This is a genomic window from Micromonospora sp. WMMD754 (genome assembly GCF_049315235.1).
Classification (GTDB): domain Bacteria; phylum Actinomycetota; class Actinomycetes; order Mycobacteriales; family Micromonosporaceae; genus Micromonospora; species Micromonospora sediminicola.
In genome coordinates, this window is the sequence record NZ_CP186058.1 from 713331 (window position 1) to 736370 (window position 23040).

Consider the following 23040-nt stretch of genomic DNA (forward strand, 5'->3'; position numbering starts at 1 on the left):
CGGGCCCGGATCGCTCCGGGACCGGGACGAAGGTCAGGCCGAGACCGGCTCCTCGACGCGCAGGCCGCGCCCGCGCACGCCGTCGGCGACCCGGGTCAGCAACGCGTCGAGGGTGACCAGCGTGGCGGAGAGCTCACCGAGCTGTTCCTTGAGCGTGGCCTCGGGCCACGCGGAGACGTCGACGTCCCCCAGTGCACGGACGGCGGCCTGGAGCCGCGCCATCTCGTCGTTCGTACGCATGTTCGAAAGGCTATAACACCCAGCCGGCCGACACACCGCAAACTCCGACATCCGCCCCGAAGTTACGGTTTCGACACCGGGCGCGTCGTCGGCGAGGTGAGAGGTCGGTCAGGAGCGATATACCTCAGCGGCATAATCATGACTCACCGGTATATCGCTCCGACCACCTCAACTCCCCTACGACCGTCACTCTTCGTGACGACGCCGTCCGGACGTGCCGGTCAGGCGCGGCCCGCCTCGGCCACCTTGGCCAGCAGCAACGCCTCGGCCAGGCAGACCCGGGCGAACTCGCCCAGGTGCAGGCTCTCGTTCGGCCCGTGCGCCCGGGCGTGCGGGTCCTCCACGCCGGTCACCAGGATCGCCGCCCGCGGGAACATCTCCTGGAACGTGGCGATGAACGGAATCGAGCCCCCCACCCCGATGTCCACCGGGTCGGTGCCGTCCCAGGCCCCCCGGAACGCCGCCCGCGCCGCGTCGAACATCGGGCCGGTCGCGTCGATGACGCACGGCGAACCGTCGTGCTCGAACGTCACCGTCACCCGCGCGCCCCACGGCGCGTGCCGCTCCAGGTGGGCGGTCAGCGCCGCGTACGCCTTCTTCGGGTCGTCGCCGGGCGCCAGCCGCACGCTCAGCTTGGCCTTGGCGGACGGCACCAGCGCGTTCGGGGCCTCCCCGGTGGACGGCGCGTCGACGCCCAGGATCGCCAGCGCCGGCTTGGTCCAGAGCCGGTCGGTGATCCGCCCGGTGCCGAACAGCCGCGCGCCGTCGACCAGGCCGGCCTCCGCGCGGAACCGGTCCTCCGGGTAGTCGACGCTGGCGCCCTCGCGGGCGGCCAGGCCCTCCACCGCCACGTCACCGGCGTCGTCGTGCAGCGTGCCGAGCAGCCTCACCAGCGCGGTGAGCGCGTCCGGAACGGCCCCGCCGAACATGCCGCTGTGCACCGCGTGCTCCAGCGTCCGCACCTCCACGAAGCAGTTCACGATGCCGCGCAGCGAGGTGGTCAGCGCCGGCACCCCGACGTCCCAGTTGGCGGAGTCGGCGATCACGATGACGTCCGAGGCCAGCTCGTCGCGGTGCTCGGCGAGCAGCCGCTCCAGCGAGTCCGAGCCGTACTCCTCCTCGCCCTCGATGAAGAGCACCACGCCGACCGGGAGCCGGTCACCGAACGCGCGCAGCGCGGCGACGTGCGCCATGATGCCCGCCTTGTCGTCGGCGGCGCCCCGGCCGTAGAGGCGGCCGTCGCGCTCCACCGGCTCGAACGGGTCGGACTCCCACAGCGACAGGTCACCGACCGGCTGCACGTCGTGGTGCGCGTAGAGCAGCACGGTGGGCGCGCCGGGCGGGGCCGCCCTCGTCCCGATCACCGCCGGCTGGCCGCCCGACCGGACGATCCGGGTGTCGAGACCGCAGCCGCGCAGCAGCTCGGCCACCGCCTCGGCGGAGCGCTCCACGTGCGAGTGGTCGAAGCCCTCGAAGGCGATGCCCGGGATGCGGACGAGGCGTTCGAGGTCGGCACGGACGCCGGGCAGTTCGCGCTCGACGGCGGCCCGCACCTCGGACTCGGAGATGATCGGTGAGGTCATGACCGGAATCGTATGCCGGCCTTACCCGAGCACGGTGTCCGAGCCCGGTCGCCGGCCGAACCGCACGTAGTAGCGGTCCGGGTCGTGCGGCACCGCCGGCGCGCCGTCGACGACCAGGTCCACCGCCGCCACCGTGCCGTCGGCGGCGAAGTGCGCCCGCTCCCCCGCGTGCCAGCGACGCAGCTCCGGCAGGACCTGCGCGCCGTCGCGGGCCAGCGCGCGGGACAGCCGCAGCTCGGCCGGCGCGGTGACCAGCACCGACAGGGTCAGTTCGGGGCGCACCAGGGCGCGGGCGGCGCTCACCCCCTCCACGATCAGCACCGGCCCGGCCGGCACCGCCGTCACCCGGTCCAGGAAGCGGCGGCGGACCCAGCTGTACCGCCGGTAGCCGCCCGGCCGCCCGGCCCGCACCGGCCCGAGCACCCACTCCTCCAGCCGGGTCCAGAAGGTGAGCTGGTCGTCCCAGCCGTCGAGCAGGTCGTCGGTGCGCACCAGCGGCGGCCGGTCCCCGCCGGCCCGCGCCGCGAGGGCGTCCGCGAGGCGCGTCGCGAACACGCTCTTGCCCGCGCCGCTCGGCCCGTCGACCGCCACCAGGCGGGTACGCCCCAACCGCGCCGGCCCGGCCAGCACCCGCCCGGCCAGATCGGCGTACGCCTCGACCACCGCCACGTTCACCCGACCGACGCTAACGTTCCCCCGTCCGCTGGATCCTGCGACCCGGGCGGACCCGTTCACCGGGCGGCGTGGCGGCACCCTGGGCATGATCGGGGGGTGCTCCATGACGTGATGTGTCCGGGCGTCGACGCCCTCCTGGAACAGGCCCGCGCCGGTCTCCGCCGGCTCACCCCGCACGAGACCGTCGAGGCGGTCCGCGGCGGCGCGCTGCTCATCGACACGCGTACCGAGGCGCAGCGCCGCGAGGAGGGTGAGCTGCCCGGCGCGATCGTCATCGACCGCACCGTGCTGGAGTGGCGGCTCGACCCGGCCAGCGCCTGGCGCATCCCGGAGGCGACCGGGTACGACCGCGAGATCGTGGTGGTCTGCCGGGAGGGCTACAGCTCCAGCCTGGCCGCCGCCAGCCTGCAGACGCTGGGCCTGCGGCAGGCGACCGACATGATCGGCGGGGTGCAGGGCTGGCGGGAGGCCGGGCTGCCGATGTCCGACCGGCCGGCCGACGTGCGCCACTGAGTCGCGCCGACCGCTCCCCGCCCGGACCCCGCGGTCACGGTGTCCGCGGCGCGCCGGGTGGCACGAACGGCAGGCCCGGCGGGGGGCCGGACTCGATCAGCCGCCAGAGCGCGTCCGTGTCGAGGTGCTCCTCGACCAGGTCGCCGAGCAGGTCCAGCATCCGCTCCCGGGCGGCGGCGAACGAGGTGTCCGGCGCGACCTTGAAGCCGGTCCGCCCGGCCGCCTCGGCCACCTCGGTGAGGAAGCGGCGGCGGAACGCGTCCGAGGAGAACGTGCCGTGCCAGTGGGTGCCGTAGACCGCGCCGAGCCGGGCGCCCTCGCCGGTGCCGTCGGCGTGGCGCAGCAGCGGCGGCAGACCCGGGTCGGCGGCCGAGACCCGCCCGTGGTGGATCTCGTAGCCGTGCACCGGCACGTCCCCGGCGGCGGTGCCGACCGCGCGGCGCACCGTCTTGCGCTCGTCGAAGGTGATCTCGACGGGGAGCAGCCCGAGGCCGGGGACGGTGCCCCGGCCGCTCTCCACCGGGTCGTGGACGACCCGGGCCAGCATCTGGAAGCCGCCGCAGATGCCGAGCAGCGGCCGGTTGGCGGCGGCGTGCGCCCGGACGGCGTCGGCCAGGCCGGTCTCGCGCAGCCAGGCCAGGTCGGCGACGGTGGACTTGGAGCCCGGGAGCACCACCAGGTCGGCGGCGGCCAGCTCGGCCGGCTCCACGGTCAGCCGGACCCGCACGCCCGGCTCGGTGGCGAGCGCCTCGACGTCGGTGGCGTTGCTGATCCGGGGCAGCCGGACCACCGCCACGTCGAGCCAGTCGGTGCCCCGCGGCGCCGCCGGCCGGCCGAGCACCCGCCCGTAGGCGAGCGAGTCCTCCGCGTCCAGCCACAGGTCGAGCGCCCAGGGCAGCACCCCGTACGTCGGACGGCCGGTGACCTGGCGCAGCATGTCGAGCCCCGGTCGGAGCAGCCCGAGGTCACCCCGGAACTTGTTGATCACGAAGCCGGCGACCAGCGCCTGGTCGGCGGCGTCGAGCAGCGCGACCGTGCCGAACATCGACGCGAAGACCCCACCCCGGTCGATGTCGCCGACCACGACCGTGGGCAGGCCGGCCTGCCGGGCCAGGCCCAGGTTGACGTAGTCGCCCGTGCGCAGGTTGATCTCGGCCGGGCTGCCGGCGCCCTCGCAGATCACCACGTCGTACTCGGACCGCAGTTCGGCCAGCGCCGCGTACGCCGTGGCGGCGAGCCGGGGCCGCAGCGTGTGGAAGTTGCCGGCGGTGACCGTGTCGACCGCCTCGCCGAGCAGCACCACCTGGCTGGCGTGGTCGCTGCCGGGCTTGAGCAGCACCGGGTTGAAGCGCAGGTCGGGGGCGAGCCCGCAGGCGGCAGCCTGCATCGCCTGGGCCCGGCCCAGTTCGCCGCCCCGGCCGTCCGGGCCGACCACCACCGCCGAGTTGTTGGACATGTTCTGCGCCTTGAACGGGGCCACCCGGACGCCCCGGCGGCGCAGCCAGCGGCAGATGCCGGCGGTGACCACGCTCTTGCCGGCGTCCGAGGTGGTGCCGGCGACCAGCAGGCCGCCGCTCACCGCCCGCTCCCCCGCCGCGCGCCGCGCGCGCCGCCGCCCACCGGGGCCGAGCCGGCGAGGACGCGGCCGGCGGTGGACCGGCCGGCGGCGCGCAGGAGCCCGCGCGCCGCGGCGCGGCCGGTGGCACTGGCCAGCCGGCCGACGGTCACCGGGTAGAGCGCGGCCAGGCCGAGCGCGGCCACCCCGACCGCGCCGGAGATGCGGGCGGCCCGCTTCAGGTGCCGCGCCTCCGGGCGGGGGCCGTCGCCGAGGAACGGCCGCGTCTCGGAGCGACCGAAGTAGACGTTGCGCCCACCGAGCCGGACGCCGAGGGCACCCGCCATGGCCGCCTCGCACTGGCCCGCGTTCGGGCTGGGATGGTCGGCCCGGTCCCGCCGCCAGACGTGCCAGGCGGCCGCGCGGTCGCCGTGCGCCACCGGGGCGACGGCCACCGTGAGCAGCCCGGTCAGGCGGGACGGCACGAGGTTGAGCAGGTCGTCCAGGCGGGCGGCCGGGGTGCCGAAGCGCGCGTAGCGGGGCGAGCGGTGGCCGACCATGGCGTCGAGCGTGTTCGCCGCCCGGTAGCCGAGCAGGCCGGGCAGCCCGGCGACCGCGCCCCACACCAGCGGCGCGACCACCGCGTCGGAGGTGTTCTCGGCGACCGACTCGACGGTGGCCCGGGCCAGCTCGGGCTCGTCGAGGGCGGACGGGTCGCGGCCGCAGAGGTGACCGAGGCGGGCCCGCGCGGCGGGCAGGTCGGCCCGACGCAGCGCCCGCGCCATCACCCGGGACTCGTGCCGCAGCGTGCGCCCGCCCAGCACCGTCCAGGTGCCGGCGGCGACCAGCGCGGCCCGGGCGGCCGGATGCCGGCGGGTGGCCAGCGTGGCGGCGGCGCCGAGCAGCACCGGCGCGCCGACCGCGAGCGCGGTGAACGCGGCGCCGGCCGACCGGTCGGGGCGGTAGAGCCGGCGCTCCAGCGCGCCCGCAGACCGGCCGAAGCCGGCCACCGGATGCCACCGGCGCGGGTCGCCGAGCAGCGCGTCGAGCGCGTAGCCCGCCACCAGCCCGGTCGCGTTCGCCATGGCGGTCGCCTGCCGCACCCGTCACCACCTCCGGCCGGCCAGCCTAGCCGTACCGCGGGGTGGCCACGTCGTCGTCGCCACCCCGCGCCCCCGTTCGCACGGCCGGACGCTCAGGCGGGCACCGGGGTCCGTCGCCGTCCGCGACGACCCGGGGCGGGCCCGACGCCGCCCGTGCCCGCGCCACCCGTGCTCCCGTCACCCGGCCCGGGGTCGCCCGGCTCGTCACCGCCCGCGCGGTCGGTCTCCGGCAGGTCGACCTCGGCCAACTCGTCGTCCCCGACCTCGACCGGCTCGTCGCCGTCGTCGGCCGCCAACTCGTCGTGCTCGCCCGCGTCCAGGCCGGTGGGCCAGGCGTCCCCGTCGGGGACCGCGCCGCCGAACCGACCGTCCCCACCGCCCGGCCGGCTCTCGGCGCGGCCGAGCCCGCCGTGGGCGCCGCCCGCGCCGTCGAACCCGCCGGCCGCGTCGGGGCGGGCGTCGAACGGGTGGGGCTCGCCGGCCCGCTCGATCCGGCCGGCGAGCCCGACCCGCGCCGCCCCGAACTCCGGCGGCGGGAAGTCGTCGTCGAACGGCCGGTCGTCGAACGTGGCCGGGGCCTGCGCGTCGGGCACCGGCGCGGTCGCCTCGCCGTGCACCCGCTGCTCCGCCTCCGCGTCCTCGACCGAGCTGGTGGCGGCGCGGGGCTGGTTGCGCAGGAAGCGGGCCCGCCCCCGGGACAGGTCGTGCCCGACCGCGACCGCCTCCAGCTCGTAGAGCGTGCGGTGGGTGCCGGCCTCGTCGGTCCAGTCGCGGGTGTAGAGGCGGCCGGCGACGATCACCGGGTCGCCGACCGCCACCGACGCGGCCACTCCCTCGGCCAGCCGGCGCCAGCAGTTGACCCGCACGCGCAGGCTGTTGCCGTCCACCCAGCGGCCGCTGTCGCGGTCGAGCCGGCGGGCGGTCGAGGCCACCTTGAAGTTGGCCACCAGTGTCCCGCTCTGGGTGGTCCGGCGCCATTCCGGCGCGGTCAGCACGTTGCCGACGATCGTGACGTACGTATCGAACATCGCCCCTCCAGGGATCGGCTTGTCCGGCAGAGCGTGGCCGCTTCGCCCGGTCGGTTCGACCGCCGGCGCCCCGCCTGTGGACGACGGACCGCCTTGTGGACAACCCCCTGATCAAGGTCCCGGTCTGCTAGGACCACGGACCCTACGGTGCCGACCTGCGGCGACGCATGATCGGAATGTGACCGGCGGAGGGCGTTCCGGAATCACGCCGGCTGGGTAAGTACTTGATCAACCGAGAGAAAGGGAGCGCCGATGCTTCTCCGAGACGTCCGCGAGGCAGGGCGATGAGCGCCGTGGCGAACCCCGCGACCGTGGCCGAGTGCCTGCGGGTCGGTGCCGGGTTCTCCCAGGGCGACCGCAACTGGATCGCCGAGCAGTTCGCGACGCTGGACGCCCGGCTCGCCGGCTTCCACGCCGACGCCACCGAGCTGGAGGTGTCGGTCAAGGACCGTGAGGCCCGGGGCCAGAAGGTGACCCTGGAGTGCTGGGTCGCCGGCCGGCAGAAGATCGTCACCACCTCGACCGAGGAGGACCTGCACGCCGCGCTCAACGACGTCCGGGACGACCTGCGCCGCAAGCTGAACGACGCGAAGACCCGGCAGGAGCCGCGCAGCAACAAGCATCTGCGCGCGGTCGACCAGCCCGAGGACGTTCCGGTGCAGGCCACCGCGCGCGAGGACGCCGAGACCGCCTGAGCCCCGTACGCCCCCGCCCGCACGGTGCCGGCGGGCGGGGGCTACCGCCGGGTAGCGAGGCGGCGTACCGTCGCGGTCGTGGAACCGGACGTGCTGGGAGCGCCCTACGAGCGGCGGACGATCGACCTGGGCACCGACGACGAGGGCCCGGTGGTCGCCACCCTGGTCCGCCGGCGGGCCGACCGCCCGACCGGCCGCGCCGTGCTCTACGTGCACGGCTTCGTCGACTACTTCTTCCAGACCCACGTGGCCGACTTCTTCGCCGAGCGCGGGTGGGACTTCTACGCCCTCGACCTGCGCAAGTACGGCCGCAGCCTGCTCCCGCACCAGACCCCGAACTTCTGCCGCGACCTGGCCGACTACTTCCCCGAGCTGGACGCCGCGGCCGAGATCATCCGGGCCGAGGAGGGGCACGACACCCTGCTCGCCATGGGCCACTCCACCGGCGGCCTGATCATCTCGCTGTGGGCGGACGCCCGACGCGACGCCGGCCTGGTCGACGGCATCGTGCTCAACAGCCCCTTCTTCGACATCAACGCCCCCTGGGTGGTCCGCCGGCCCCTCGCGGCCGCCGTCTCCCGCCTGGGCCGTCGGGCGCCGCAGCGCATCCTGCCGTTCGGGCTGGGCACGGTGTACGGCGAGAGCCTGCACGCCGACCACCGGGGCGAGTGGCGCTACGACCTGGCCTGGAAGCCGCTCGCCGGGTTCCCGGTCCGGGCCGGCTGGATCAACGCGATCCGGGCCGGCCAGCGCCGGCTGCGGGCCGGTCTCGACATCCCGGTGCCGGTGCTGCTGGCGTGCTCCACCCGCAGTTTCCGGGGCGCGAAGTGGCACGACAACGCCACGCTCGCCGACGCGGTGCTCGACGTCGAGCACATGGTGCGCTGGGCGCCCCGCCTCGGACGGCACGTCACCCTGGCCCGCTTCGACGGCGGGTTGCACGACCTCACGCTGTCCAGTCCCGTCGTACGCGAGAAGGTCTTCGCGGAGGTCGGGCGCTGGGCGGAGGGCTTCCTCCGGGCCGGCCCGACCGAGCCGGAGTCCGCGCCGCCGGCCCCGCGCCGGCCGGCCGACGAGCCGGCCGGGGCGACCGCCGACGGCTGACCCGGTCAGCCGTCGACCACCTCGGCGAGCGCCGCCCGGATCCGGTCGAACGTCGCGACCGGGTGTCCGCCCCCGCCGGATGGCAGCAGCACGCCCAGGCAGCGCAGCGCCGGCCCGCCGTCCGGCCCGGCCTCGACCGCGAACACCGGCGCGCCCACGTACCCGGCGGGCAGCTCGCGGGTGACCCGCACCTCGTCGCCGTCCCGCGCGACCCGCTCGACCACCGCCTCCAGGGGCCGCGACCCGTCCTCCCCCACGCCCAGGGCCAGCACGAACGCCGAGGCGGGCGCCGCGCCGATCCGGGCGACCGCGTCGGCCGGCGCGGCCACCGCCTCGGTCACCTGCTGGGTACGCCAGCGCCAGCCCCGGTCGTCGGCGTAGCCGTGCAGCCCGCCGGTGGGCATCGCGGCCAGTCCCAGATCCGGCAGGTGCAGCCAGTGGTCGGCGAAGCCGGGCAGCTCGATCGGCTCCTCCGCCCCCTCGGCCGGGTCGGTGACGCTCGGCCGCAGCCCGATCTCCCCGTACGCGGAAGCGGTGACCGGGTCCGCGGTGAGCAGCCACTCGTGCGCGATCTCCCCGTCGTCGGTCGCGCCGACCAGCTCGCTGTAGAAGAAGGCGGTGCCGACCGTGCCGACCGCCGCGCCGGGTCCCGCCGACCCGGTGACGGGCAGGATGGCCCGCCCGAGCAGCTGGCACAGCTCGAAGACGATCTCGTTCTCGGTTTCCTGGTCGAGCAGCATCCGCCGAGGGTACGGACCGCGCCGTGGCCGCCGGCCCGGGACCCGCCGGAACCGGGATGCCGGGCGGGGCCCCGGCATGGGACGCTGGGCGACGACGTGGACGCGCCGACCCGTACCCCCGGGCGGGCCGGAGCCGGCGGTACCCTCTTGGCGCGACGATCGTCGGCGCGCGCCCGTAGCTCAGCGGATAGAGCAGGGGACTTCTAATCCCAAGGCCGCAGGTTCGAATCCTGCCGGGCGCACCCCCACCACCGCAGGTCAGCGGCTTTCCGCTCCCGGTCGGGAAGATCTCCACGGCCTCCGTACGGCCATTCGTGCAGCCGAGTCAGCCGACGAGGTGCTTCGCGGCTTCGTAGCCGAATTCCAGGCGACAGCGCCGGTCCTGTCCGCCACCCTGGCGACCATGAGAGCGGACGAAGCAGGGCTTCCCGAACAACCTGAGGTCGTCCTGATGTGCGGGGTGGCTGGCGCGGGAAAGACGACATTCGCCAACGGCCTCGAGGCCATGGGTTACGTCCGCCTGTCCGTCGATGAGGAGATCTGGCGTCGCTTCGGTCGCTATGGCATCGACTACGAGCCCGACCGGTACGAGATGCACACCGAAGTCGCGAGGCAGGCTGTGCGGGAGCGGTTGCTCTCACTCATCGCACAGCATCGCAACGTCGTCATCGACTCCAGCTTCTGGCAACGGTCACGTCGCCAGGCGTACAAGGAGCTGATCGAGCAGGCCGGGGCCCGTTGGCGCCTCGTCTACCTGAAGACCGACCCGGCGCTGCTACGGCAGCGTCTCCATGCGCGAGCTGAGCGCTTCGACGCCAACGCCGCGTTTCCGATCACCGACGAACTGCTGGACCGCTACCTCCAAAGCTTCGAGCCGCCGTTCGGCGAGGGGGAGGAAATTGTGGAGGTGGCCGCCGACTGACGAGCTGAAGGCCGTGTACGGCACGCGCAGCCGCGAGCAGGTGGGCTCCACAGTGTCACCGTCCGGGACAGGCTGGACGGGCTGACGACTGCCCGACGAGGAGATCCGCCTCAACCGCTCGGTACGGTTGTTGACCATGCAGCGGTTGGCGCTCTTCGATCTCGACAACACGCTCGTGGACCGTTCGGAGGCATTCCGGCGCTGGGCGGTCGAGTTCTGCGCCGATCGCGGACTTCCGGACGACGCATTGGCCTGGCTGATCGCTATGGATCAGGACGGGTCCGTGCCCCGCGACTGGTTCTTCGGCGAGGTGACGAAGCGTTTCGGCCTGGCAGCTTCGGTGGATGAGACATGGAGGCAGTACCGACGCCGGATACCGGAGCTGGTGAGCTGCCACCACGAGGTGCTGGCGTCGCTGACGCTACTGCGCGACGACGGCTGGACGGTCGCGATCGTGACCAACGGTCAGGCCGACAATCAGCTGGGGAAAATCAGGCGTACCGGGCTGGACCGATGCGTCGATGCCTGGGCAGTGTCCGGAGAGTTGGGCATCCGGAAGCCAGCACGCGAGATCTTCGAGGCGGCGGCCCGTGGGTGCGGCCTCGATCTGCGGGGCGGGGGCTGGGCGATCGGTGACAGCCCTGTACTTGATGTCGAGGGTGGCCGCGCGGCAGGGCTCGCCACCATCTGGGTCAGCCGAGGGAAGGAATGGCCGGCGGAACTCACCCCGCCCGACCGCACCGTCACGGGCGTAGTGGCCGCTGTCGAGGTACTGCGAGGCGTTGGCGTGCCCGACACGGCGGCCGACCGAGCGTGCGAGCGAGGGCGGTGAGACATGGGCAAGAAGAACCGATACCCGGGGCCCCGCGTGAACAGGCCCTACCGGACAGGGCCCGAGCAGGCGGACCGCTTGACGCTGCTCACCGAGTGGCGCAACTTCGTGCCCGAGCGCCCGGTCCTGGTCCGGGCCGGAGAGACGATCTGGGTCGAGGACTTCGGGCTACCTGAGCACCGCACGCCGCAGTATCACCTCGTGGTGAGGCGGAAGAACGGCCAGCTGGACGCCTACCCCGGCGATCTGTGCCGCTGAGGCGCGGCGACGGACGCCGGGGCGTACCGCGCGAAAGCCGACGGCGCTGGGGCCGAGACTCCCGGGCGCCGGCAGACACCCTGCGCGGGCGACGGCCCCCGTACAGCCGTTCGGATATGTTCTCCCGGTCGCCCGCCGGCGGCGGCACCACGTCCGACCGGAGGCTCCTGTGGGTGTTCTGTACGACTATTTCCGCGCTCCCGACGACGAGGCCGTCGCGAAGCTGATGGCCGCCACCGACGGCGGTCCCGTGGTGCGGGCGGGAAACTCCCCCGTCGCGGATGCCGTGGACGGCACGGCGATCGATCCAGCCGTCGTCCTCGGCAAGGTCGTCGCGTTCGCCCTCGACGTGCCGTGGTCCACCGACCTGGTCGGGGATCGGCTCGTCTGGCCGGAGGGCGTCGCGCAGGACCGCGAGTACGAGGGACCCTGGGTCGTCGTGCTGGGCGAACGCGCCCGGGACGCGCTCGCCGAGATCCCCGACGACCGCCTGCCGGGCCTGGCCGAGCGGTGGTCGCGCGTCGAGGAGCTGTCGTACTACAGCGACACGCGGCCGGAGGTCATGCTGTCGCGTCTGCGGGAGTTCGTCGGGCTGGCCCGGCGAGCGCGCGGGAACGGGGAGTACATCTACTGCTGGATCTGCCTCTGAGCCATGCCCGACGACTCCGGTCACGCCCAGGCGGTCGGTGCGGCACGGAGGTCCTGTTCGACCCGCGCGCGCACCGACTCCGGGTCGACGCCGAGTTCGCGCAGGATCGCGGCGGCCTCGCCGGCGTCGTCCTCGACCAACGCCAGCAGAAGGTGACTGGTGCCGGTGTCGGGGTGACGGTGGGCGAGGGACATCTCCATCGCCCGTGCCATCGCGGCGGTGACGTCGGCGCCGGTGAACGGGTCGCCGGGGCGCAGACTGCCCAGTTGCTCGGTGAGCGCCTCGGCGGGCGGCTCCTCGGGAGCGCCACGCCGCGAGGCCAGGTCGCGCAGGCGGTCGGCGTCGACGCCGTGGGCACGGAGGACGACCGCTCCCCGGTTACGGCTGGCGTGTTCGGCGGTCAGCGGGATCCGGGCCGCGGCGAGCGTGTCGTCGTGGGTGAGAAGTGCGAGCAGCATGTGCGGCGGCCCGATCACGCCGTGGCCCAGTCGGACCGCCTGCCGCCTCGCCTCGCCGTCGACTCCGGCCAGGACGGGGCCGAGGCGGCTCAGTCGGGACATGCGGGCGAACAACCTTCCCGCGAGTCGGGCGCCCAGCGACCCGGCACCCGGCGACACCGCGAGCCTCTCCACGTCGAGGTCCGGATGGGGGTCGTCGGCCCGGCGCATGGCCGGGTCGGCGCGCAACCGGTCGACGGCCTCGGTGCGGGCGTGTTCGTACGGAAAGACGTAGCGGGTTCCGTCGCAGGTGGGCAGTTCCAGGATGCCGAGCACGAGGTGGGACAGGTTGGCGAACGGGGTCCGGCCGTCGCGCGCCGCCCGCAGGGCGCCGGTCAACGCGCCCCGGGCACCGTTGGTCCAGGTCGGACGGTGCCGCGGAGCCGTCGGGTCGGCCCTGCCGCGCCTGTTCGGACGGCGGTGGACGCTCCACTCGACCTCGCGCAGCGCGGCCCGCACCTCGGCGTCGAACTCGCCGACGGGCTGCGTCACCAGCTCGCCGACGGACCGCCCGGCCGGGAGGCGGCGCGGGTCGGCGACGATCCGCATGAGGTTGGCGCCGTTGGCGCCCGCGAACAGCCACGGCGGGACCGACCTCTGGTACGGGGCCACGCGGCACAGCAGGTCGAGGGTGCCGACGCTGCTCGAACCGTTGCGCACCGCCACCGCGTAGGCCTGCCGCATGACCGTCATGGGCCGGTCCCCGAACGCGACGAACGGTCGCTGTTCCTCGTACGGCGGCATCGGTCCTCCCCGTTCGGACGAAGTCGCGCTCGTCAAACGGTAGGCGGCGCGTGTCGACGACGCCACCGCCGTTCGTCCGATCAGGATCGGGCGTCCTCGGCCTAACCTCTGCGGTATGCGCAAGCGGCTACGGATCGCGCTCGGTGTCGCGCTGGCCGGCGCGTTGGTGGCGCCGGCCACCGTCCTCGGCGTCCACCTCGCCCACCCCAGGGACGAGGACGGTTACCTCGCCTATCTCCAGCGGTACGGCGATCCGGGGAGCGACAACCCCGTACCGGTGCTGCCGCCCGCCGCCGATCTGGTCGCCGAGGGCGAGACGGCGTGCGACTGGATGCGCGACCAGCCGTACGCCCTGTGGCGAACGGATGCTCGGTACCACTTTCAGGCTGTCTACCAGCGCTACGAGCAGCACGTCGGAGATCGCTCGCCACGGTGGGGCTCCGCGCTGCCCGAGATGAGCTCGGTGACGTCGGGTGCCTGGGCCTACCTGTGTCCAGCCGAGTGGGAGCTGCGGCAACCTCGACGCCGTCCCTTCGCCCCACCGCCGGACTGACACCTTCGGGGCGGCCGACGGGAAGCAGTCTCGACGGGCGGCCTCATTGGCACCGTCGGTACTCGGACCTGAAGTGCGCCCGCAACGCGTCGTAGCTGACCCGACCGTGTTGGGTCTCGAACGACATCTCGGTGACGGGCGTGCCGGCCGGATACGCGATCATCTCCTCCGGCAGTTCGAGCGCATCGGAGTACGTCCGGCCGTCGGTCGTCACGATCGTCACCGACAACCGCCTGTCGAACCGGGCCGGCGGCGCCTGCCGGACGTTGCCGAACCCCGCGCCGAGGACGATCAGGCCGGAGCGTGTGTCTTCGTCGGTCGGTTTCCAGGCCTCCCAGAGCAGCACGAAGTCACCGCCCTTGTCCTTGTCGGGCAGCCGGTGGAACTCCACCCCGTCGACCGTGTCCCCGGGGCAGATCGGCGCGTGGACGACGGTTCGGTCGCCGATGCGCGCGAAGCCCAGGTCGTAGTCGGGGCGCGGCGGGTGCAGACAGGCACCGCAGAGCAGAACAAGCCCGAGCGACAGTACGGCGAGGAGTGTGGCTCGACGACGAACTCGGATCGGCATTCGGGTCTGCCCGTCCCCTCGGATGTCGGTGACCATGTCGCGGAGTGTGCGCCAGCGTCAGGCGGGGGGCGGGTCGGTGCGGAGTCGGCTGTAGAGCAGGCCGTCGCACCAGCGGCCGTCCCGGAACTCGCACGCCCGCACCACGCCCTCCAACCGAAAGCCGGCCCGCACCAGCGCCCGCTGCTCGGCTGTGTTCTCCGGGTGGGTGCCGGCCTGGATCCGCTGCACCGGCGTGTGCGTGAACAGGTAGTCGCAGAGCATCGCCTGCGCCCGCGAGCCGATCCCTCGGCCCCGCCACTCGGGCAGCAACGCGATGCCGATCTCCCAGCACCAGGTGGGGCCGCCGAAGTCGCGCCGGCCCCAGCCGACGAAGCCGGCCGCCGTCGGCTCGTCGGTCACCTCGACCATCAGCCGGCTGTTCTCCGTGCCCAGCCAGCCGTCGAGGGCGAAGCGCCGGGCCGGGGCCTGCGGGTCGGTGAAGCCGGCCCAGTCCAGGCCGATCAGGCCGGGTTCGGTGGCGAACCGGCGGAACATCGCCAGATCCTCCTCGGCGACCGGCCGCAGCCGCACCGCCGGCACGCCGTCGGCCCTGCCCGTCCCGGTCACGCGCCGACCATAGCGGCCGGAAGTGTCGCCCGCCGCCCGTACGCTCCCCGCATGGTGACCGAGACCGATCTCCGCCTGCCCGACGGCCGCACCCTGCACGTCTACGACACGGGCGGGGCGGACCGGCTGCCGGTGTTCTGGCACCACGGCACGCCGAACGTCGGCGCCCCGCCCGCGCCGCTGTTCGCCGCCGCCGACCGCCTCGGCCTGCGCTGGGTGTCGCACGACCGCCCGGGTTACGGCGGCTCGACCCCGCTGCCCGACCGCGACGTCGCCTCGGTGGCGGGCGACGTGGCGGCGGTGGCCGACGCGCTGGGTCTCGACCGGTTCGCGGCGATGGGCCACTCCGGCGGCGGCCCGCACGCCCTGGCCTGCGGCGCGTTGCTGGCCGACCGGGTGGTCGCGGTGGTGGTCGGCGCCGGGCTCGCGCCCTACGGCGCGGCCGGGCTGGACTGGTTCGCCGGCATGGTGCCGTCCGGGGTGGCCGCACTGCGCGCCGCCGCTGCCGGGCGGGCGGCCAAGGAGGCGCACGAGGCGTCCGACGTCGAGTACGACCCGGAGTTCACCGAGGCCGACCTGGCCGCGCTGCACGCCGAGTGGTCCTGGTTCGACGGTGTGGTCGGCCCGGCGGTGGCGGCCGGCCCCGACGGGTCGATCGCCGACGACCTGGCATATGTGCGGCCGTGGGGCTTCGACCCGGCCGCCGTCACCGCGCCGGTGCTGCTGGTGCACGGCGAGCGGGACGGCATCGCGCCGGTGGCGCACGCGCGGTGGCTGGCCGACCGTTGCCCCGCCGCCGAGCTGCGCACCTTCCCCGGGGACGGGCACATCTCCGTGCTGCGGCACGCCGAGCCGGCGCTGGCGTGGCTCAGTCGCAGATCCGCCAGTCCCCGTCTTCCTTGACCAGCGGGAGGACCTGGGTGATGGCGACACCCTCGCGCGGGGTGAAGCGGACGTTCGCCGAGCCGCGTACCCGGCCGTTGTTGTTCGTGACGTTCAACCCGACGATCTCGTAACCGGTCAGCTCCGGCTGGGCGGACTGCTGCCGGACGAAGTCCGCCTCGCCGAGCCGGTCGCGCACGTCGGCGCAGAACAGCTCGTAGGCGGCCGGATAGTCGCGGGCGACGACCGCGCCGGCGAAGGTGTCCACTGTGGCGCGGGCCGGACCGGTGGCGTCCTGCACCACCCGGTAGAGGACGAAGCCACCCACGACGCCGCCCGAGCAGCAGAGGGCGAGCACCACACCCAGCACGATGAACAGCGTCCGCTTGGACTTCTTCGGTGGCACCATGGCCGGCTCGTACGCCATGTGGGCAGGGTAGGGAGCCCGGTCAACCGGTAAACCGGATGCCGGTCGTCCGCTTCTCGGCGACCATCGACGGATGCCCGCACACCGTCCACCCGAGCCGGACATCCGCACCTACTACACCGACGTCTTCGTCGAGGCGGACCGGCTCGACCGGTCGCCGCAGGGGCGGCTGGAGGGTCGGCGCACCCGTGACCTGCTGGCCCGGCTGCTGCCCGCCCCGCCCGCCGACGTGCTGGACATCGGCGGCGGGCCGGGGGCCTACGCGGGCCCGCTCGCCGCCGCCGGTCACCGGGTGCACCTGGTCGACCTGGTGCCCGCGCACGTAGCCGCCGTGCGGGCCGCGTTTCCGCTGGTCACGGCCACGGTCGGGGACGCCCGGGCGGTGCCGCTGCCGGACGCGGTGGCCGACGCGACGCTGCTGCTGGGCCCGCTCTACCACCTGCCCGACCGGGCGGACCGGGTGACGGCGTTGCGGGAGGCGGCGCGGCTGACCCGGCCGGGTGGGCCGGTGGTGGCGGCCGTGATCAGCCGCAACGCGGCCCTGATCGACCTGACCGCGCGGGGCCTGGTGGACGACGAGAACCGCTGGCTGCTGCGGGAGGAGTACGCGACCGGGGTGAACGACCCGCGCACGGGCTTCACCACCGCGTACTTCCATCGGCCGGACGAGCTGGTCGGCGAGTTCACCGCGGCCGGGTTGCCCGACCCGACCGTGTACGGGGTGGAGGGTCCGCTCTGGCCGCTGCTGAACGCGCTCGACACCGCCCCGTCCGAGCGGTTGTTCGAGGACGCGGTGGCCTGCGCCGAGACGTTCGAGCGGGACTGGTCGGTGCTCGGGGCCAGCGCGCACCTGCTCGCGGTCGCACGCGCCTGATCCGGGGGTACGACAGCGACGCACCGCGTACCGAGGGTGACCAATTCCGAAAAGGTATGTTATTCTCCGGCGTCAATCTATGCCGTGCGGACCCGGCCGGGTCGCTGCCGGAAGGACACCTCCCCGATGCCGGTCGCTGCCGCCACGCCCCTGTCCCGGTCGCCCCTGGACCGTCCGGCGGGCGGCGCGTTCACCCTGATCTTCACCACGCTGCCCGCGTTGCTGCGACTCACCTGCGGCCTGGTCGGCGCGGTCGTCGCGCTGTCCGTGCGAACACCGCCGGTGCGGGTGGCGCTGCTGCTGCCCGCCGTCGCGTTGCTCACCGCCTGGTCCGGCTGGTACGCCTTCCGCGCGCTGCGGCACGGCATCGGCGGCGCGCTGGTCGCCGGTGACGTGGCGCTGACCACCGCCGCCGTGCTCGCCCTGCCCTGGCTGGTCGCCCCGGAGGTGCTCCCGGGCGAGGCGAGCTGGGTCGCGGTGCTGGCCAGCACCACGGTCATCAACGCGCAGGCCACCGCCCCGGCCCGCTGGTCGGTGCCGGCCGGCCTGCTGGTGACCGCCGCCTACGCCACCGGGGCCACGGTGGCCGGGAACCCGGTCGAGGCGCGGGCGCACACCGGCACGCTGCTGGTGCAGACCGGCTGCACGGCGGTGATGACGGCGGTGATGCGCCGGCGGATCGGGCGGGCCGACGCGGCGTTCGCGGACTACCAGCGCCTCTCCCACGAGGCGGTGGTGGCCCGTGCCGCGCGCGAGGCCGAACGGCGGCACCACCGGGACCTGCACGACACCGTCCTGGGGACGCTCACCATGGTCGGGCTCGGCGCGGTTCCCGGCAGCTCGGCGGCGTTGCGCGAGCGGTGCGCGGCGGACCTGCGTACCCTCACCGCGCTGGCCGGCGCGCGGACCGCGACCGGCGACGTGGACCTGGACGAGCGGCTCCGCGCGGTCCTGGCCGGGTTGCCCGAGCTGTCCGTGGCCGCGACGCTGGCGCCGTGCCGGGTGCCGGCCGAGGTCGCCGCGGCGCTCGCGGACAGCGCCGCCGCCGCGTTGGCCAACGTCGCGCGGCACGCGCCCGGCGCGACCACCACGCTGCGCCTGGCCCGCGAGGGGCGCGCCGTCGTGGTCGAGGTGGTCGACGACGGTCCCGGCTTCGACCCGACGACCGTCCCGGCGCACCGGTACGGGCTGCGCGAGTCGATCCACGGTCGGATGGCCACCGTGGACGGCCGGGCGGTCGTGACCTCCGCCCCTGGCGCCGGCACCGGAGTCCGGTTGGAGTGGTCGAATGGCGACTGAGGCGGGTACGGCGGTGACCACCGGCGCCGCGCCGCGTACCCTGCCCCGGCCCCGGCTGGCGGCGCGCTCCGGGACCGCCTCCGCCCCGCCGGAGGCGCACGCGGTGGCGGACGCGTCGGACCGGGGCGCCCGGGTCGTCGCGGTCGTCATCGCGCTCGCCTGGCATCTGGCGATCGGGCTGCCGGCGGTGCTGGCGGCCGGTCCCGGGATGGCCGCCCCGGCGGTGGTGGCCGCCGGTTGGCTGGTGACCGCGTTGGTCGGCGTCGCGACCGGCGTACGCCTGCTGCGTGGCGGCCTGCCCCCGGCCGGGCGACTGGCCGCGGTGCTGCTGGTGGTCGACGCGGCGGTGTTCGCGGCGGCCGGCGGGCGGTTCCTGTTCACCTCCGCCAACTGGGTGTGGGGCGGCCTGGCGTGGTTCTTCCTGCTGGTGCTCTGGCGGCGGCCGGTGCGCTGGCTGCTCGCGCTGCTCGCCGCGCACGCGACGATCGCGCTGGCCGCCGTCGTGCTCCACGGGGCGACCGCGCCGGCCGACCTGAGCCGCTACGCGATGTACGTCTACGGCACCTCCACCCTGCCGGTGGCGGTCTTCGCGGGCGCGGCGGCGCTGACCGCCCTGGTCCGGGACCGGGCCGGCACCGCCGCGGCGGTGCTGGCCGTGGCCGCGGAGCGCGAGGCCGCCGAGCGGGCCCGCAGCGAACGGCAGGAACGGCTCGCGCTGGTCAGCGGCACGGCCGAGGAGGTGCTGGCCGCCTTGGCCGCCGGGGACGCCGATCCGGCCGACCCGGCGGTACGCCGCCGCGCGGTGCTGGCCGCGGCCCGGCTGCGCCGGTTGATCGCCGAGTCGGACGACGTGCCCGACCCGCTGCTGCACGAGTTGCGCGCCGCCGCCGACCTGGCCGAGCGGAACGGCCTGCCGATCGAGCTGGTCGCGGTCGGCACCCCGCCGGCGCTGCCGGTCGAGGTGCGCCGGGGCCTGGCCGACCCGCTGACGGCGGCACTCGCCGGCGCCCGGGGCTGGGCTCGGCTGACCGTGGTCGCCGGCCCGGACGAGGTGGTGGTCAGCCTGGTGACACCGGACCACGACGGCCCGGACGACGGCGTCGCCCCACCGGGCGGGGACGGGTCGGTGGAGCATCTGCACGAGCGGGACGGGGAGATCAGATGGACGCAGACCCGCTGGCGGCGGATGTGAACGCGGGACGGGCGATCGGGGTGGCGATCGTGGACGACCATCCCGTCGTCATCGACGGGGTGCGCGCCTGGCTGGCCACGGAGCCACGGCTGCGGGTGCTGGCCACCGGAGACGACCCGGACGCGGTGCTGCGGGCGGCGCCGGACGCCGAGGTGGTGCTGCTCGACCTGCGCCTGCACGGTCGGATGGTGCTCGACAAGCTGGCCGAGTTGAGCGCGGCCGGGCGGCGGGTGGTGGTCTACTCCGAGCACACCGACCCGCAGACCATGCTGGCCGCGCTGGACGCGGGGGCGATCGCGTTCCTGGCCAAGCACGAGGGGCGCGAGCACTGCGTGGCCACGGTGCTCGCCGCGGCGAGCGACCGCCCGTACGTGCCGCCGGCGCTGGCCGGGGCGATGGTCGGCGACGCGCGTCCGGACCGTCCGTCCCTGTCGGACAAGGAGCGCGAGGCGCTGCTGCTGTGGTTCCAGTCGATGTCGAAGGCGTCGGTGGCCCGGCGGATGCAGATCAGCGAGCACACCGTGAAGCAGTACGTCGACCGGGCGCGCATCAAGTACACCCGGGCGGGGCGTCCGGCCGCCACCAAGGCGGCGCTCCTCGCCCGGGCGATCGAGGACGGCCTCGTCCGACCGGAAGATATCGGCATCTACCGGTCGCAGGCGTCGGCCGACCGGCCGACCCCCTAACGGCTGTCATGACAATCACCCCAGGAATCCGCGAGGCTCGTCAGTATCGCCAACCGTCACCGGGAGGTCGTACCGTGCCGGAGGACGCCGCACCCTTCTTCATCGGGCCACACCGGTTCGACGCCGACGACGACCCCACCCGTCCCGTGCTCGACCGGCGCTACGCGCTGGTGCCCGAGCCGGGCGAGCGGCTGCTCGGCCAGCACCGGCTGCCGGTCGCCGGTCACCTGCTCGGCCCGTCCGAGGACGTGCGCTGCTGGGCGATGCCCGCCCCGGCGTCCGTCACGGTGACCGACCGGCGGCTGGCGTACGTCTGCACCGGCTCGGAGCTGTCCCTGGTCTCCGGGCGGGACAGCCGGACGGACGCCCGGCACCGGCGTACCGTCCGGCTGTCCCGTCTGGTCAGCGGTCAGATCCGCTGGCAGTGGCCGTCCCGACTGGAACTGGCCGAGGTCGGCGACGACACCGCGGAGCTGCGCGTGGTCTGCGACGCGCTGCGCACCATCCGGCAGCCGGCGCTCGCGCTCAGCGGCCCCGTCGACCTGGTCACCGCGCTGGCCCGGCAGGTACGCCGGTCGGTGGCCGGGTTCCGGCTGGCCCACCCGGACCTGGTGGACCTGTCCCCGCCGGAACGCGACGCCCTCGCCACCCGGGTGGCCGCGTCCCCCGGTCCGGCGCTGGGCGCGGTGACGTTGCCGGGCTCGCTGCCGGTGGAGTTCCTGTCCCGGGACGACTACTACCGCCCGCTGGCGGTGGACACGCCCGCCTGGCCGGTGACCGACTTCCCGGTCCGCGACCAGCCCGGCTCCGCCTGCTGACGCCTCTCCCCGTCGACCGCCGTCCGGTCGTCCCCGCCCGCCCGTCCTGGGCGGTGGGGACGTGGACGCGGAGGGTCAGGAGGTGCTGCGGGAGCGGCGGTCCGACCGGTCCAGTTCGGCGGCCTGCTCCGGCGTGGGCGCGCTGCCGCCCAGATGCGCCGGCTGCCACCACGCGTCGTCCGGGCCGGCCGGCTGGTCCGGGTATTCCCGCTGGGCGCGGTCGACCAGCGCCGACAGGCGGGTACGCAGGTCGGCCGTCATGGCGGTGCCGTCCGGGTAGGCGGCCGGGTCCATCGGCTCCCCCACCAGGATGGTGATCGGGGTGTGCCGGCGGGTCAGCGTGCGCGGCCGGCCCTTGGTCCACAACCGCTGGGTGCCCCAGAGCGCGACCGGCAGCAGCGGCACGCCGGCCTCCTGCGCCATCCGGGCGGCGCCGTTCTTCAGGTCCTTCACGGTGAGGGAGCGGCTGATCGTCGCCTCCGGGAAGACGCCGACCACCTCGCCCCGGCGCAACGCGCCGACCGCGGCGGCGTAGGACCCGGCGCCGGCGGCGCGGTTGACCGGGATGTGCTTCATGCCGCGCATCAGCGGCCCGGAGATCCGGTGCCGGAAGACGCTGTCCTTGGCCATGAACCGGACCAGCCGGCGGGACTCGTGCGCGCCGTAGCCGCAGAAGATGAAGTCGAGGTAGCTCACGTGGTTGGACGCCAGCACGGCGCCACCGGTGCGCGGCACATGATCGCTGCCCTGCACGTCCAGGCGCAGGTCGAGGGCGCGGAACATCGTCTTGGCGGCGGTGATCACGGGCGGGTACACGAGCTCCGGCATCCGGTAACTTTACCCCGGGTAGGTTACGCGACCGTAGGGCCGCTCTGCCCTGCGCAGACCGGGGTGGTTTACCGGCCCGGCCACCGCCACGATGGCCTGATGACCGAACGCGGCGTGCTGCTCTGGATCCACGGCGGGGGCTGGCGGGCCCGGGACCACGAGGACGGTGCCGCGCTCACGTCGCTCGGGCTGCGGGTGGTGCCGGCGGGCTACCGCTTCTCGCACCAGGCCCACTGGCCGGCGCAGCTCGACGACGTCCGTGCCGCCGCGCGGGCGGCCCGGGCCTCGGCCGGTGACCTGCCGCTGCTGGTCGGCGGCGACTCGGCCGGTGGGATGCTCGCCCTCCAGGTCGCGTTGCGCGGGGTGGACCGGCCGGGCGACGTGGCGGGCGCGCTGGCGTACTGGGCTCCGGTGGACCCGCTCGACCCGGAGCAGCGGCGCCACCGTCCCCCCGGCGACGACCCGTGGACCGACCTGCTGGGCCACCCGCCGGCCCCCGGCGATCCGGCCACCACGGACGCGACGGTCGCCACCCACCTCGGCTCGGGCGTGCCGGTGCTGCTGGTGCAGGGGCGCGACGACGTTCCGGTGCCGGCCGCCCAGGCGGTCGGGCTGGCCGCCCGGCTGCTCGCCGCCGGCCACCCGACGCACCTGTGGCTCACCCACGGCGGCCACGCGCTCGACCTGGCCCGGCCCGACCTGCGCGCCGTCGCCGCCGCGTTCCTGGACAGCGTCCTGCCGGAGGTCCCGGCCGACTAGGTTCTACAGGCATGCCCGACCTCGCCGCGATCGTCATCCACTGCCGGGACCCCTACCTGCTCGCCCCGTTCTGGAGCGCGGTCAGCGGGCTGCCCGTGGTCGAGGCGGACCGGGCGAAGCTCGCCGAGCGTACGCTCGCCCCGAGCGAGGCGGTGCTCCTGCGCGACCCGCACGGGCGGCGGCCCGACCTGTGGATCAGTCCCGCCGCCGAGCTGCCCGCGCCCGGCCGGATCCACCTGGACCTGGTCGGCGACGCGGAGGAGCGGGCCGCCGTGCTGGAGGCCGGCGCGACGGTGGTGCGCGAGCTGCCCCGCTGGACCGTGCTGGCCGACCCGGAGGGCAACGAGTTCTGCCTGCTGCCCCCGAACGAGGCACACGCCGCCTCGCCGCCCGCCGGGCACTGACCGGCC

General features: G+C 74.9%; 27 protein-coding genes, 1 tRNA gene and 1 pseudogene. 17 read left to right on the top strand and 12 right to left on the bottom strand.

Annotation, left to right across the window (positions count from 1 at the left end; all coding sequences use genetic code 11):
* Positions 1 to 33: 33 nt before the first annotated feature.
* The 3 genes and pseudogenes from ACN27B_RS03310 to ACN27B_RS03320 all read right to left on the bottom strand — a co-directional run.
* The gene (locus ACN27B_RS03310; RefSeq protein ID WP_091571646.1) at positions 34 to 240 is read right to left on the bottom strand and encodes a hypothetical protein; all 207 of its coding nucleotides are present in this window, start codon (positions 238 to 240) and stop codon (positions 34 to 36) included.
* A gap of 221 nt (positions 241 to 461) precedes the next feature.
* Positions 462 to 1823, bottom strand: coding sequence for a dipeptidase (locus tag ACN27B_RS03315; protein ID WP_099163950.1), 1362 nt, complete (start codon positions 1821 to 1823; stop codon positions 462 to 464).
* Positions 1798 to 2498, bottom strand: a pseudogene (locus ACN27B_RS03320) (uridine kinase family protein); the annotation flags it as partial. The gene ACN27B_RS03315 and the pseudogene ACN27B_RS03320, both read right to left, overlap by 26 nt.
* A gap of 111 nt (positions 2499 to 2609) precedes the next feature.
* On the opposite strand from ACN27B_RS03320, the gene ACN27B_RS03325 reads away from it, so the two are divergent.
* Positions 2610 to 3011, top strand: a complete 402-nt coding sequence (locus ACN27B_RS03325) for a rhodanese-like domain-containing protein (RefSeq protein ID WP_091571639.1) — start codon at positions 2610 to 2612, stop codon at positions 3009 to 3011.
* A gap of 34 nt (positions 3012 to 3045) precedes the next feature.
* Here the strand turns inward: ACN27B_RS03325 and ACN27B_RS03330 are convergent, their stop codons facing one another.
* The 3 genes from ACN27B_RS03330 to ssb form a co-directional block, all read right to left on the bottom strand.
* Entirely contained in the window at positions 3046 to 4590 is a 1545-nt protein-coding gene (locus tag ACN27B_RS03330; RefSeq protein ID WP_422743443.1) for a cobyric acid synthase, read from the bottom strand.
* A complete protein-coding gene (locus ACN27B_RS03335; RefSeq protein WP_422743445.1) occupies positions 4587 to 5669 on the bottom strand; it encodes a cobalamin biosynthesis protein in 1083 nt (360 codons plus the stop codon). Before ACN27B_RS03335 ends, ACN27B_RS03330 begins: the two co-directional genes overlap by 4 nt.
* Before the next feature lie 92 nt (positions 5670 to 5761).
* The gene (gene ssb, locus ACN27B_RS03340) at positions 5762 to 6697 is read right to left on the bottom strand and encodes a single-stranded DNA-binding protein (protein WP_422743447.1); all 936 of its coding nucleotides are present in this window, start codon (positions 6695 to 6697) and stop codon (positions 5762 to 5764) included.
* Between the two features lie 284 nt (positions 6698 to 6981).
* Here ssb and ACN27B_RS03345 point away from each other — a divergent pair, with 284 nt between their 5' ends.
* Positions 6982 to 7392, top strand: coding sequence for an HPF/RaiA family ribosome-associated protein (locus ACN27B_RS03345; RefSeq protein ID WP_099163947.1), 411 nt, complete (start codon positions 6982 to 6984; stop codon positions 7390 to 7392).
* 78 nt (positions 7393 to 7470) lie between these two features.
* Positions 7471 to 8496 carry an alpha/beta hydrolase gene (locus ACN27B_RS03350; protein WP_172967935.1) on the top strand — a complete coding sequence of 342 codons (1026 nt, stop codon included), beginning with the start codon at positions 7471 to 7473 and terminating at the stop codon, positions 8494 to 8496.
* Between the two features lie 5 nt (positions 8497 to 8501).
* Here ACN27B_RS03350 and ACN27B_RS03355 read toward each other — a convergent pair whose 3' ends face one another.
* Positions 8502 to 9236 (bottom strand): hypothetical protein, encoded by a 735-nt coding sequence (locus ACN27B_RS03355; protein WP_099163946.1) that lies wholly within the window; start codon positions 9234 to 9236, stop codon positions 8502 to 8504.
* Positions 9237 to 9405: 169 nt separating this feature from the next.
* Between ACN27B_RS03355 and ACN27B_RS03360 the strand changes: the two genes are divergently transcribed.
* From ACN27B_RS03360 to ACN27B_RS03380, 5 genes are all read left to right on the top strand, one after another.
* A tRNA-Arg gene (locus tag ACN27B_RS03360) sits at positions 9406 to 9478 on the top strand.
* Between the two features lie 161 nt (positions 9479 to 9639).
* Entirely contained in the window at positions 9640 to 10158 is a 519-nt protein-coding gene (locus tag ACN27B_RS03365; RefSeq protein WP_422743450.1) for an AAA family ATPase, read from the top strand.
* 136 nt (positions 10159 to 10294) lie between these two features.
* Complete coding sequence (locus ACN27B_RS03370; protein ID WP_099164937.1) at positions 10295 to 10990, top strand: HAD family hydrolase; 696 nt, start codon at positions 10295 to 10297, stop codon at positions 10988 to 10990.
* Positions 10991 to 10993: 3 nt separating this feature from the next.
* Positions 10994 to 11248, top strand: a complete 255-nt coding sequence (locus ACN27B_RS03375; protein WP_157779177.1) for a hypothetical protein — start codon at positions 10994 to 10996, stop codon at positions 11246 to 11248.
* A 169-nt stretch (positions 11249 to 11417) separates the two neighbouring features.
* Positions 11418 to 11897: a hypothetical protein gene (locus ACN27B_RS03380; protein WP_099163943.1), complete on the top strand. Its 480-nt coding sequence runs from the start codon at positions 11418 to 11420 to the stop codon at positions 11895 to 11897.
* A 20-nt stretch (positions 11898 to 11917) separates the two neighbouring features.
* Here the strand turns inward: ACN27B_RS03380 and ACN27B_RS03385 are convergent, their stop codons facing one another.
* The gene (locus ACN27B_RS03385; protein WP_422743453.1) at positions 11918 to 13138 is read right to left on the bottom strand and encodes a Clp protease N-terminal domain-containing protein; all 1221 of its coding nucleotides are present in this window, start codon (positions 13136 to 13138) and stop codon (positions 11918 to 11920) included.
* 115 nt (positions 13139 to 13253) lie between these two features.
* Here ACN27B_RS03385 and ACN27B_RS03390 point away from each other — a divergent pair, with 115 nt between their 5' ends.
* Positions 13254 to 13691 (top strand): hypothetical protein, encoded by a 438-nt coding sequence (locus ACN27B_RS03390; protein WP_099163941.1) that lies wholly within the window; start codon positions 13254 to 13256, stop codon positions 13689 to 13691.
* Between the two features lie 43 nt (positions 13692 to 13734).
* Here ACN27B_RS03390 and ACN27B_RS03395 read toward each other — a convergent pair whose 3' ends face one another.
* Positions 13735 to 14295: a hypothetical protein gene (locus tag ACN27B_RS03395; RefSeq protein WP_099163940.1), complete on the bottom strand. Its 561-nt coding sequence runs from the start codon at positions 14293 to 14295 to the stop codon at positions 13735 to 13737.
* A 21-nt stretch (positions 14296 to 14316) separates the two neighbouring features.
* Positions 14317 to 14793 (bottom strand): GNAT family N-acetyltransferase, encoded by a 477-nt coding sequence (locus ACN27B_RS03400; RefSeq protein WP_422745831.1) that lies wholly within the window; start codon positions 14791 to 14793, stop codon positions 14317 to 14319.
* A gap of 123 nt (positions 14794 to 14916) precedes the next feature.
* Between ACN27B_RS03400 and ACN27B_RS03405 the strand changes: the two genes are divergently transcribed.
* Positions 14917 to 15768: an alpha/beta fold hydrolase gene (locus tag ACN27B_RS03405; protein ID WP_422743455.1), complete on the top strand. Its 852-nt coding sequence runs from the start codon at positions 14917 to 14919 to the stop codon at positions 15766 to 15768.
* On the opposite strand, the gene ACN27B_RS03410 is transcribed toward ACN27B_RS03405, so the two are convergent.
* The gene (locus ACN27B_RS03410) at positions 15734 to 16174 is read right to left on the bottom strand and encodes a hypothetical protein (protein ID WP_099163938.1); all 441 of its coding nucleotides are present in this window, start codon (positions 16172 to 16174) and stop codon (positions 15734 to 15736) included. The genes ACN27B_RS03405 and ACN27B_RS03410 overlap by 35 nt on opposite strands.
* A gap of 73 nt (positions 16175 to 16247) precedes the next feature.
* On the opposite strand from ACN27B_RS03410, the gene ACN27B_RS03415 reads away from it, so the two are divergent.
* The 5 genes from ACN27B_RS03415 to ACN27B_RS03435 all read left to right on the top strand — a co-directional run bounded on the left by ACN27B_RS03415 (position 16248) and on the right by ACN27B_RS03435 (position 21043).
* The gene (locus tag ACN27B_RS03415; protein WP_422743457.1) at positions 16248 to 17048 is read left to right on the top strand and encodes a class I SAM-dependent methyltransferase; all 801 of its coding nucleotides are present in this window, start codon (positions 16248 to 16250) and stop codon (positions 17046 to 17048) included.
* A 126-nt stretch (positions 17049 to 17174) separates the two neighbouring features.
* Positions 17175 to 18347 carry a sensor histidine kinase gene (locus tag ACN27B_RS03420; RefSeq protein ID WP_422743459.1) on the top strand — a complete coding sequence of 391 codons (1173 nt, stop codon included), beginning with the start codon at positions 17175 to 17177 and terminating at the stop codon, positions 18345 to 18347.
* Positions 18337 to 19539: a hypothetical protein gene (locus ACN27B_RS03425; RefSeq protein ID WP_396821915.1), complete on the top strand. Its 1203-nt coding sequence runs from the start codon at positions 18337 to 18339 to the stop codon at positions 19537 to 19539. Before ACN27B_RS03420 ends, ACN27B_RS03425 begins: the two co-directional genes overlap by 11 nt.
* Positions 19509 to 20225, top strand: coding sequence for a response regulator (locus ACN27B_RS03430; RefSeq protein ID WP_099163935.1), 717 nt, complete (start codon positions 19509 to 19511; stop codon positions 20223 to 20225). The genes ACN27B_RS03425 and ACN27B_RS03430 overlap by 31 nt, the downstream gene beginning before the upstream one ends.
* A gap of 74 nt (positions 20226 to 20299) precedes the next feature.
* On the top strand, positions 20300 to 21043 hold the full coding sequence (locus ACN27B_RS03435; protein WP_422743462.1) for a hypothetical protein: 744 nt from the start codon (positions 20300 to 20302) through the stop codon (positions 21041 to 21043).
* A 75-nt stretch (positions 21044 to 21118) separates the two neighbouring features.
* Here the strand turns inward: ACN27B_RS03435 and ACN27B_RS03440 are convergent, their stop codons facing one another.
* Entirely contained in the window at positions 21119 to 21871 is a 753-nt protein-coding gene (locus ACN27B_RS03440; protein WP_091571575.1) for a lysophospholipid acyltransferase family protein, read from the bottom strand.
* 99 nt (positions 21872 to 21970) lie between these two features.
* Between ACN27B_RS03440 and ACN27B_RS03445 the strand changes: the two genes are divergently transcribed.
* Together ACN27B_RS03445 and ACN27B_RS03450 are read left to right on the top strand one after the other, a co-directional pair.
* On the top strand, positions 21971 to 22630 hold the full coding sequence (locus ACN27B_RS03445) for an alpha/beta hydrolase (RefSeq protein WP_422743464.1): 660 nt from the start codon (positions 21971 to 21973) through the stop codon (positions 22628 to 22630).
* 11 nt (positions 22631 to 22641) lie between these two features.
* A complete protein-coding gene (locus tag ACN27B_RS03450) occupies positions 22642 to 23034 on the top strand; it encodes a VOC family protein (protein ID WP_099163931.1) in 393 nt (130 codons plus the stop codon).
* The last annotated feature ends 6 nt before the right edge of the window (positions 23035 to 23040 follow it).

Coding starts and splice junctions, on each gene's coding strand:
- ACN27B_RS03310 (WP_091571646.1), bottom strand. CDS start 240: ATGCGTACGAACGACGAGATGGCGCGGCTCCAGGCCGCCGTCCGTGCA.
- ACN27B_RS03315 (WP_099163950.1), bottom strand. CDS start 1,823: ATGACCTCACCGATCATCTCCGAGTCCGAGGTGCGGGCCGCCGTCGAG.
- ACN27B_RS03325 (WP_091571639.1), top strand. CDS start 2,610: ATGTGTCCGGGCGTCGACGCCCTCCTGGAACAGGCCCGCGCCGGTCTC.
- ssb (WP_422743447.1), bottom strand. CDS start 6,697: ATGTTCGATACGTACGTCACGATCGTCGGCAACGTGCTGACCGCGCCG.
- ACN27B_RS03345 (WP_099163947.1), top strand. CDS start 6,982: ATGAGCGCCGTGGCGAACCCCGCGACCGTGGCCGAGTGCCTGCGGGTC.
- ACN27B_RS03355 (WP_099163946.1), bottom strand. CDS start 9,236: ATGCTGCTCGACCAGGAAACCGAGAACGAGATCGTCTTCGAGCTGTGC.
- ACN27B_RS03365 (WP_422743450.1), top strand. CDS start 9,640: ATGAGAGCGGACGAAGCAGGGCTTCCCGAACAACCTGAGGTCGTCCTG.
- ACN27B_RS03370 (WP_099164937.1), top strand. CDS start 10,295: ATGCAGCGGTTGGCGCTCTTCGATCTCGACAACACGCTCGTGGACCGT.
- ACN27B_RS03375 (WP_157779177.1), top strand. CDS start 10,994: ATGGGCAAGAAGAACCGATACCCGGGGCCCCGCGTGAACAGGCCCTAC.
- ACN27B_RS03385 (WP_422743453.1), bottom strand. CDS start 13,138: ATGCCGCCGTACGAGGAACAGCGACCGTTCGTCGCGTTCGGGGACCGG.
- ACN27B_RS03390 (WP_099163941.1), top strand. CDS start 13,254: ATGCGCAAGCGGCTACGGATCGCGCTCGGTGTCGCGCTGGCCGGCGCG.
- ACN27B_RS03395 (WP_099163940.1), bottom strand. CDS start 14,295: ATGGTCACCGACATCCGAGGGGACGGGCAGACCCGAATGCCGATCCGA.
- ACN27B_RS03400 (WP_422745831.1), bottom strand. CDS start 14,793: ATGTTCCGCCGGTTCGCCACCGAACCCGGCCTGATCGGCCTGGACTGG.
- ACN27B_RS03405 (WP_422743455.1), top strand. CDS start 14,917: ATGGTGACCGAGACCGATCTCCGCCTGCCCGACGGCCGCACCCTGCAC.
- ACN27B_RS03410 (WP_099163938.1), bottom strand. CDS start 16,174: ATGGCGTACGAGCCGGCCATGGTGCCACCGAAGAAGTCCAAGCGGACG.
- ACN27B_RS03415 (WP_422743457.1), top strand. CDS start 16,248: ATGCCCGCACACCGTCCACCCGAGCCGGACATCCGCACCTACTACACC.
- ACN27B_RS03420 (WP_422743459.1), top strand. CDS start 17,175: ATGCCGGTCGCTGCCGCCACGCCCCTGTCCCGGTCGCCCCTGGACCGT.
- ACN27B_RS03425 (WP_396821915.1), top strand. CDS start 18,337: ATGGCGACTGAGGCGGGTACGGCGGTGACCACCGGCGCCGCGCCGCGT.
- ACN27B_RS03430 (WP_099163935.1), top strand. CDS start 19,509: ATGGACGCAGACCCGCTGGCGGCGGATGTGAACGCGGGACGGGCGATC.
- ACN27B_RS03440 (WP_091571575.1), bottom strand. CDS start 21,871: ATGCCGGAGCTCGTGTACCCGCCCGTGATCACCGCCGCCAAGACGATG.
- ACN27B_RS03445 (WP_422743464.1), top strand. CDS start 21,971: ATGACCGAACGCGGCGTGCTGCTCTGGATCCACGGCGGGGGCTGGCGG.
- ACN27B_RS03450 (WP_099163931.1), top strand. CDS start 22,642: ATGCCCGACCTCGCCGCGATCGTCATCCACTGCCGGGACCCCTACCTG.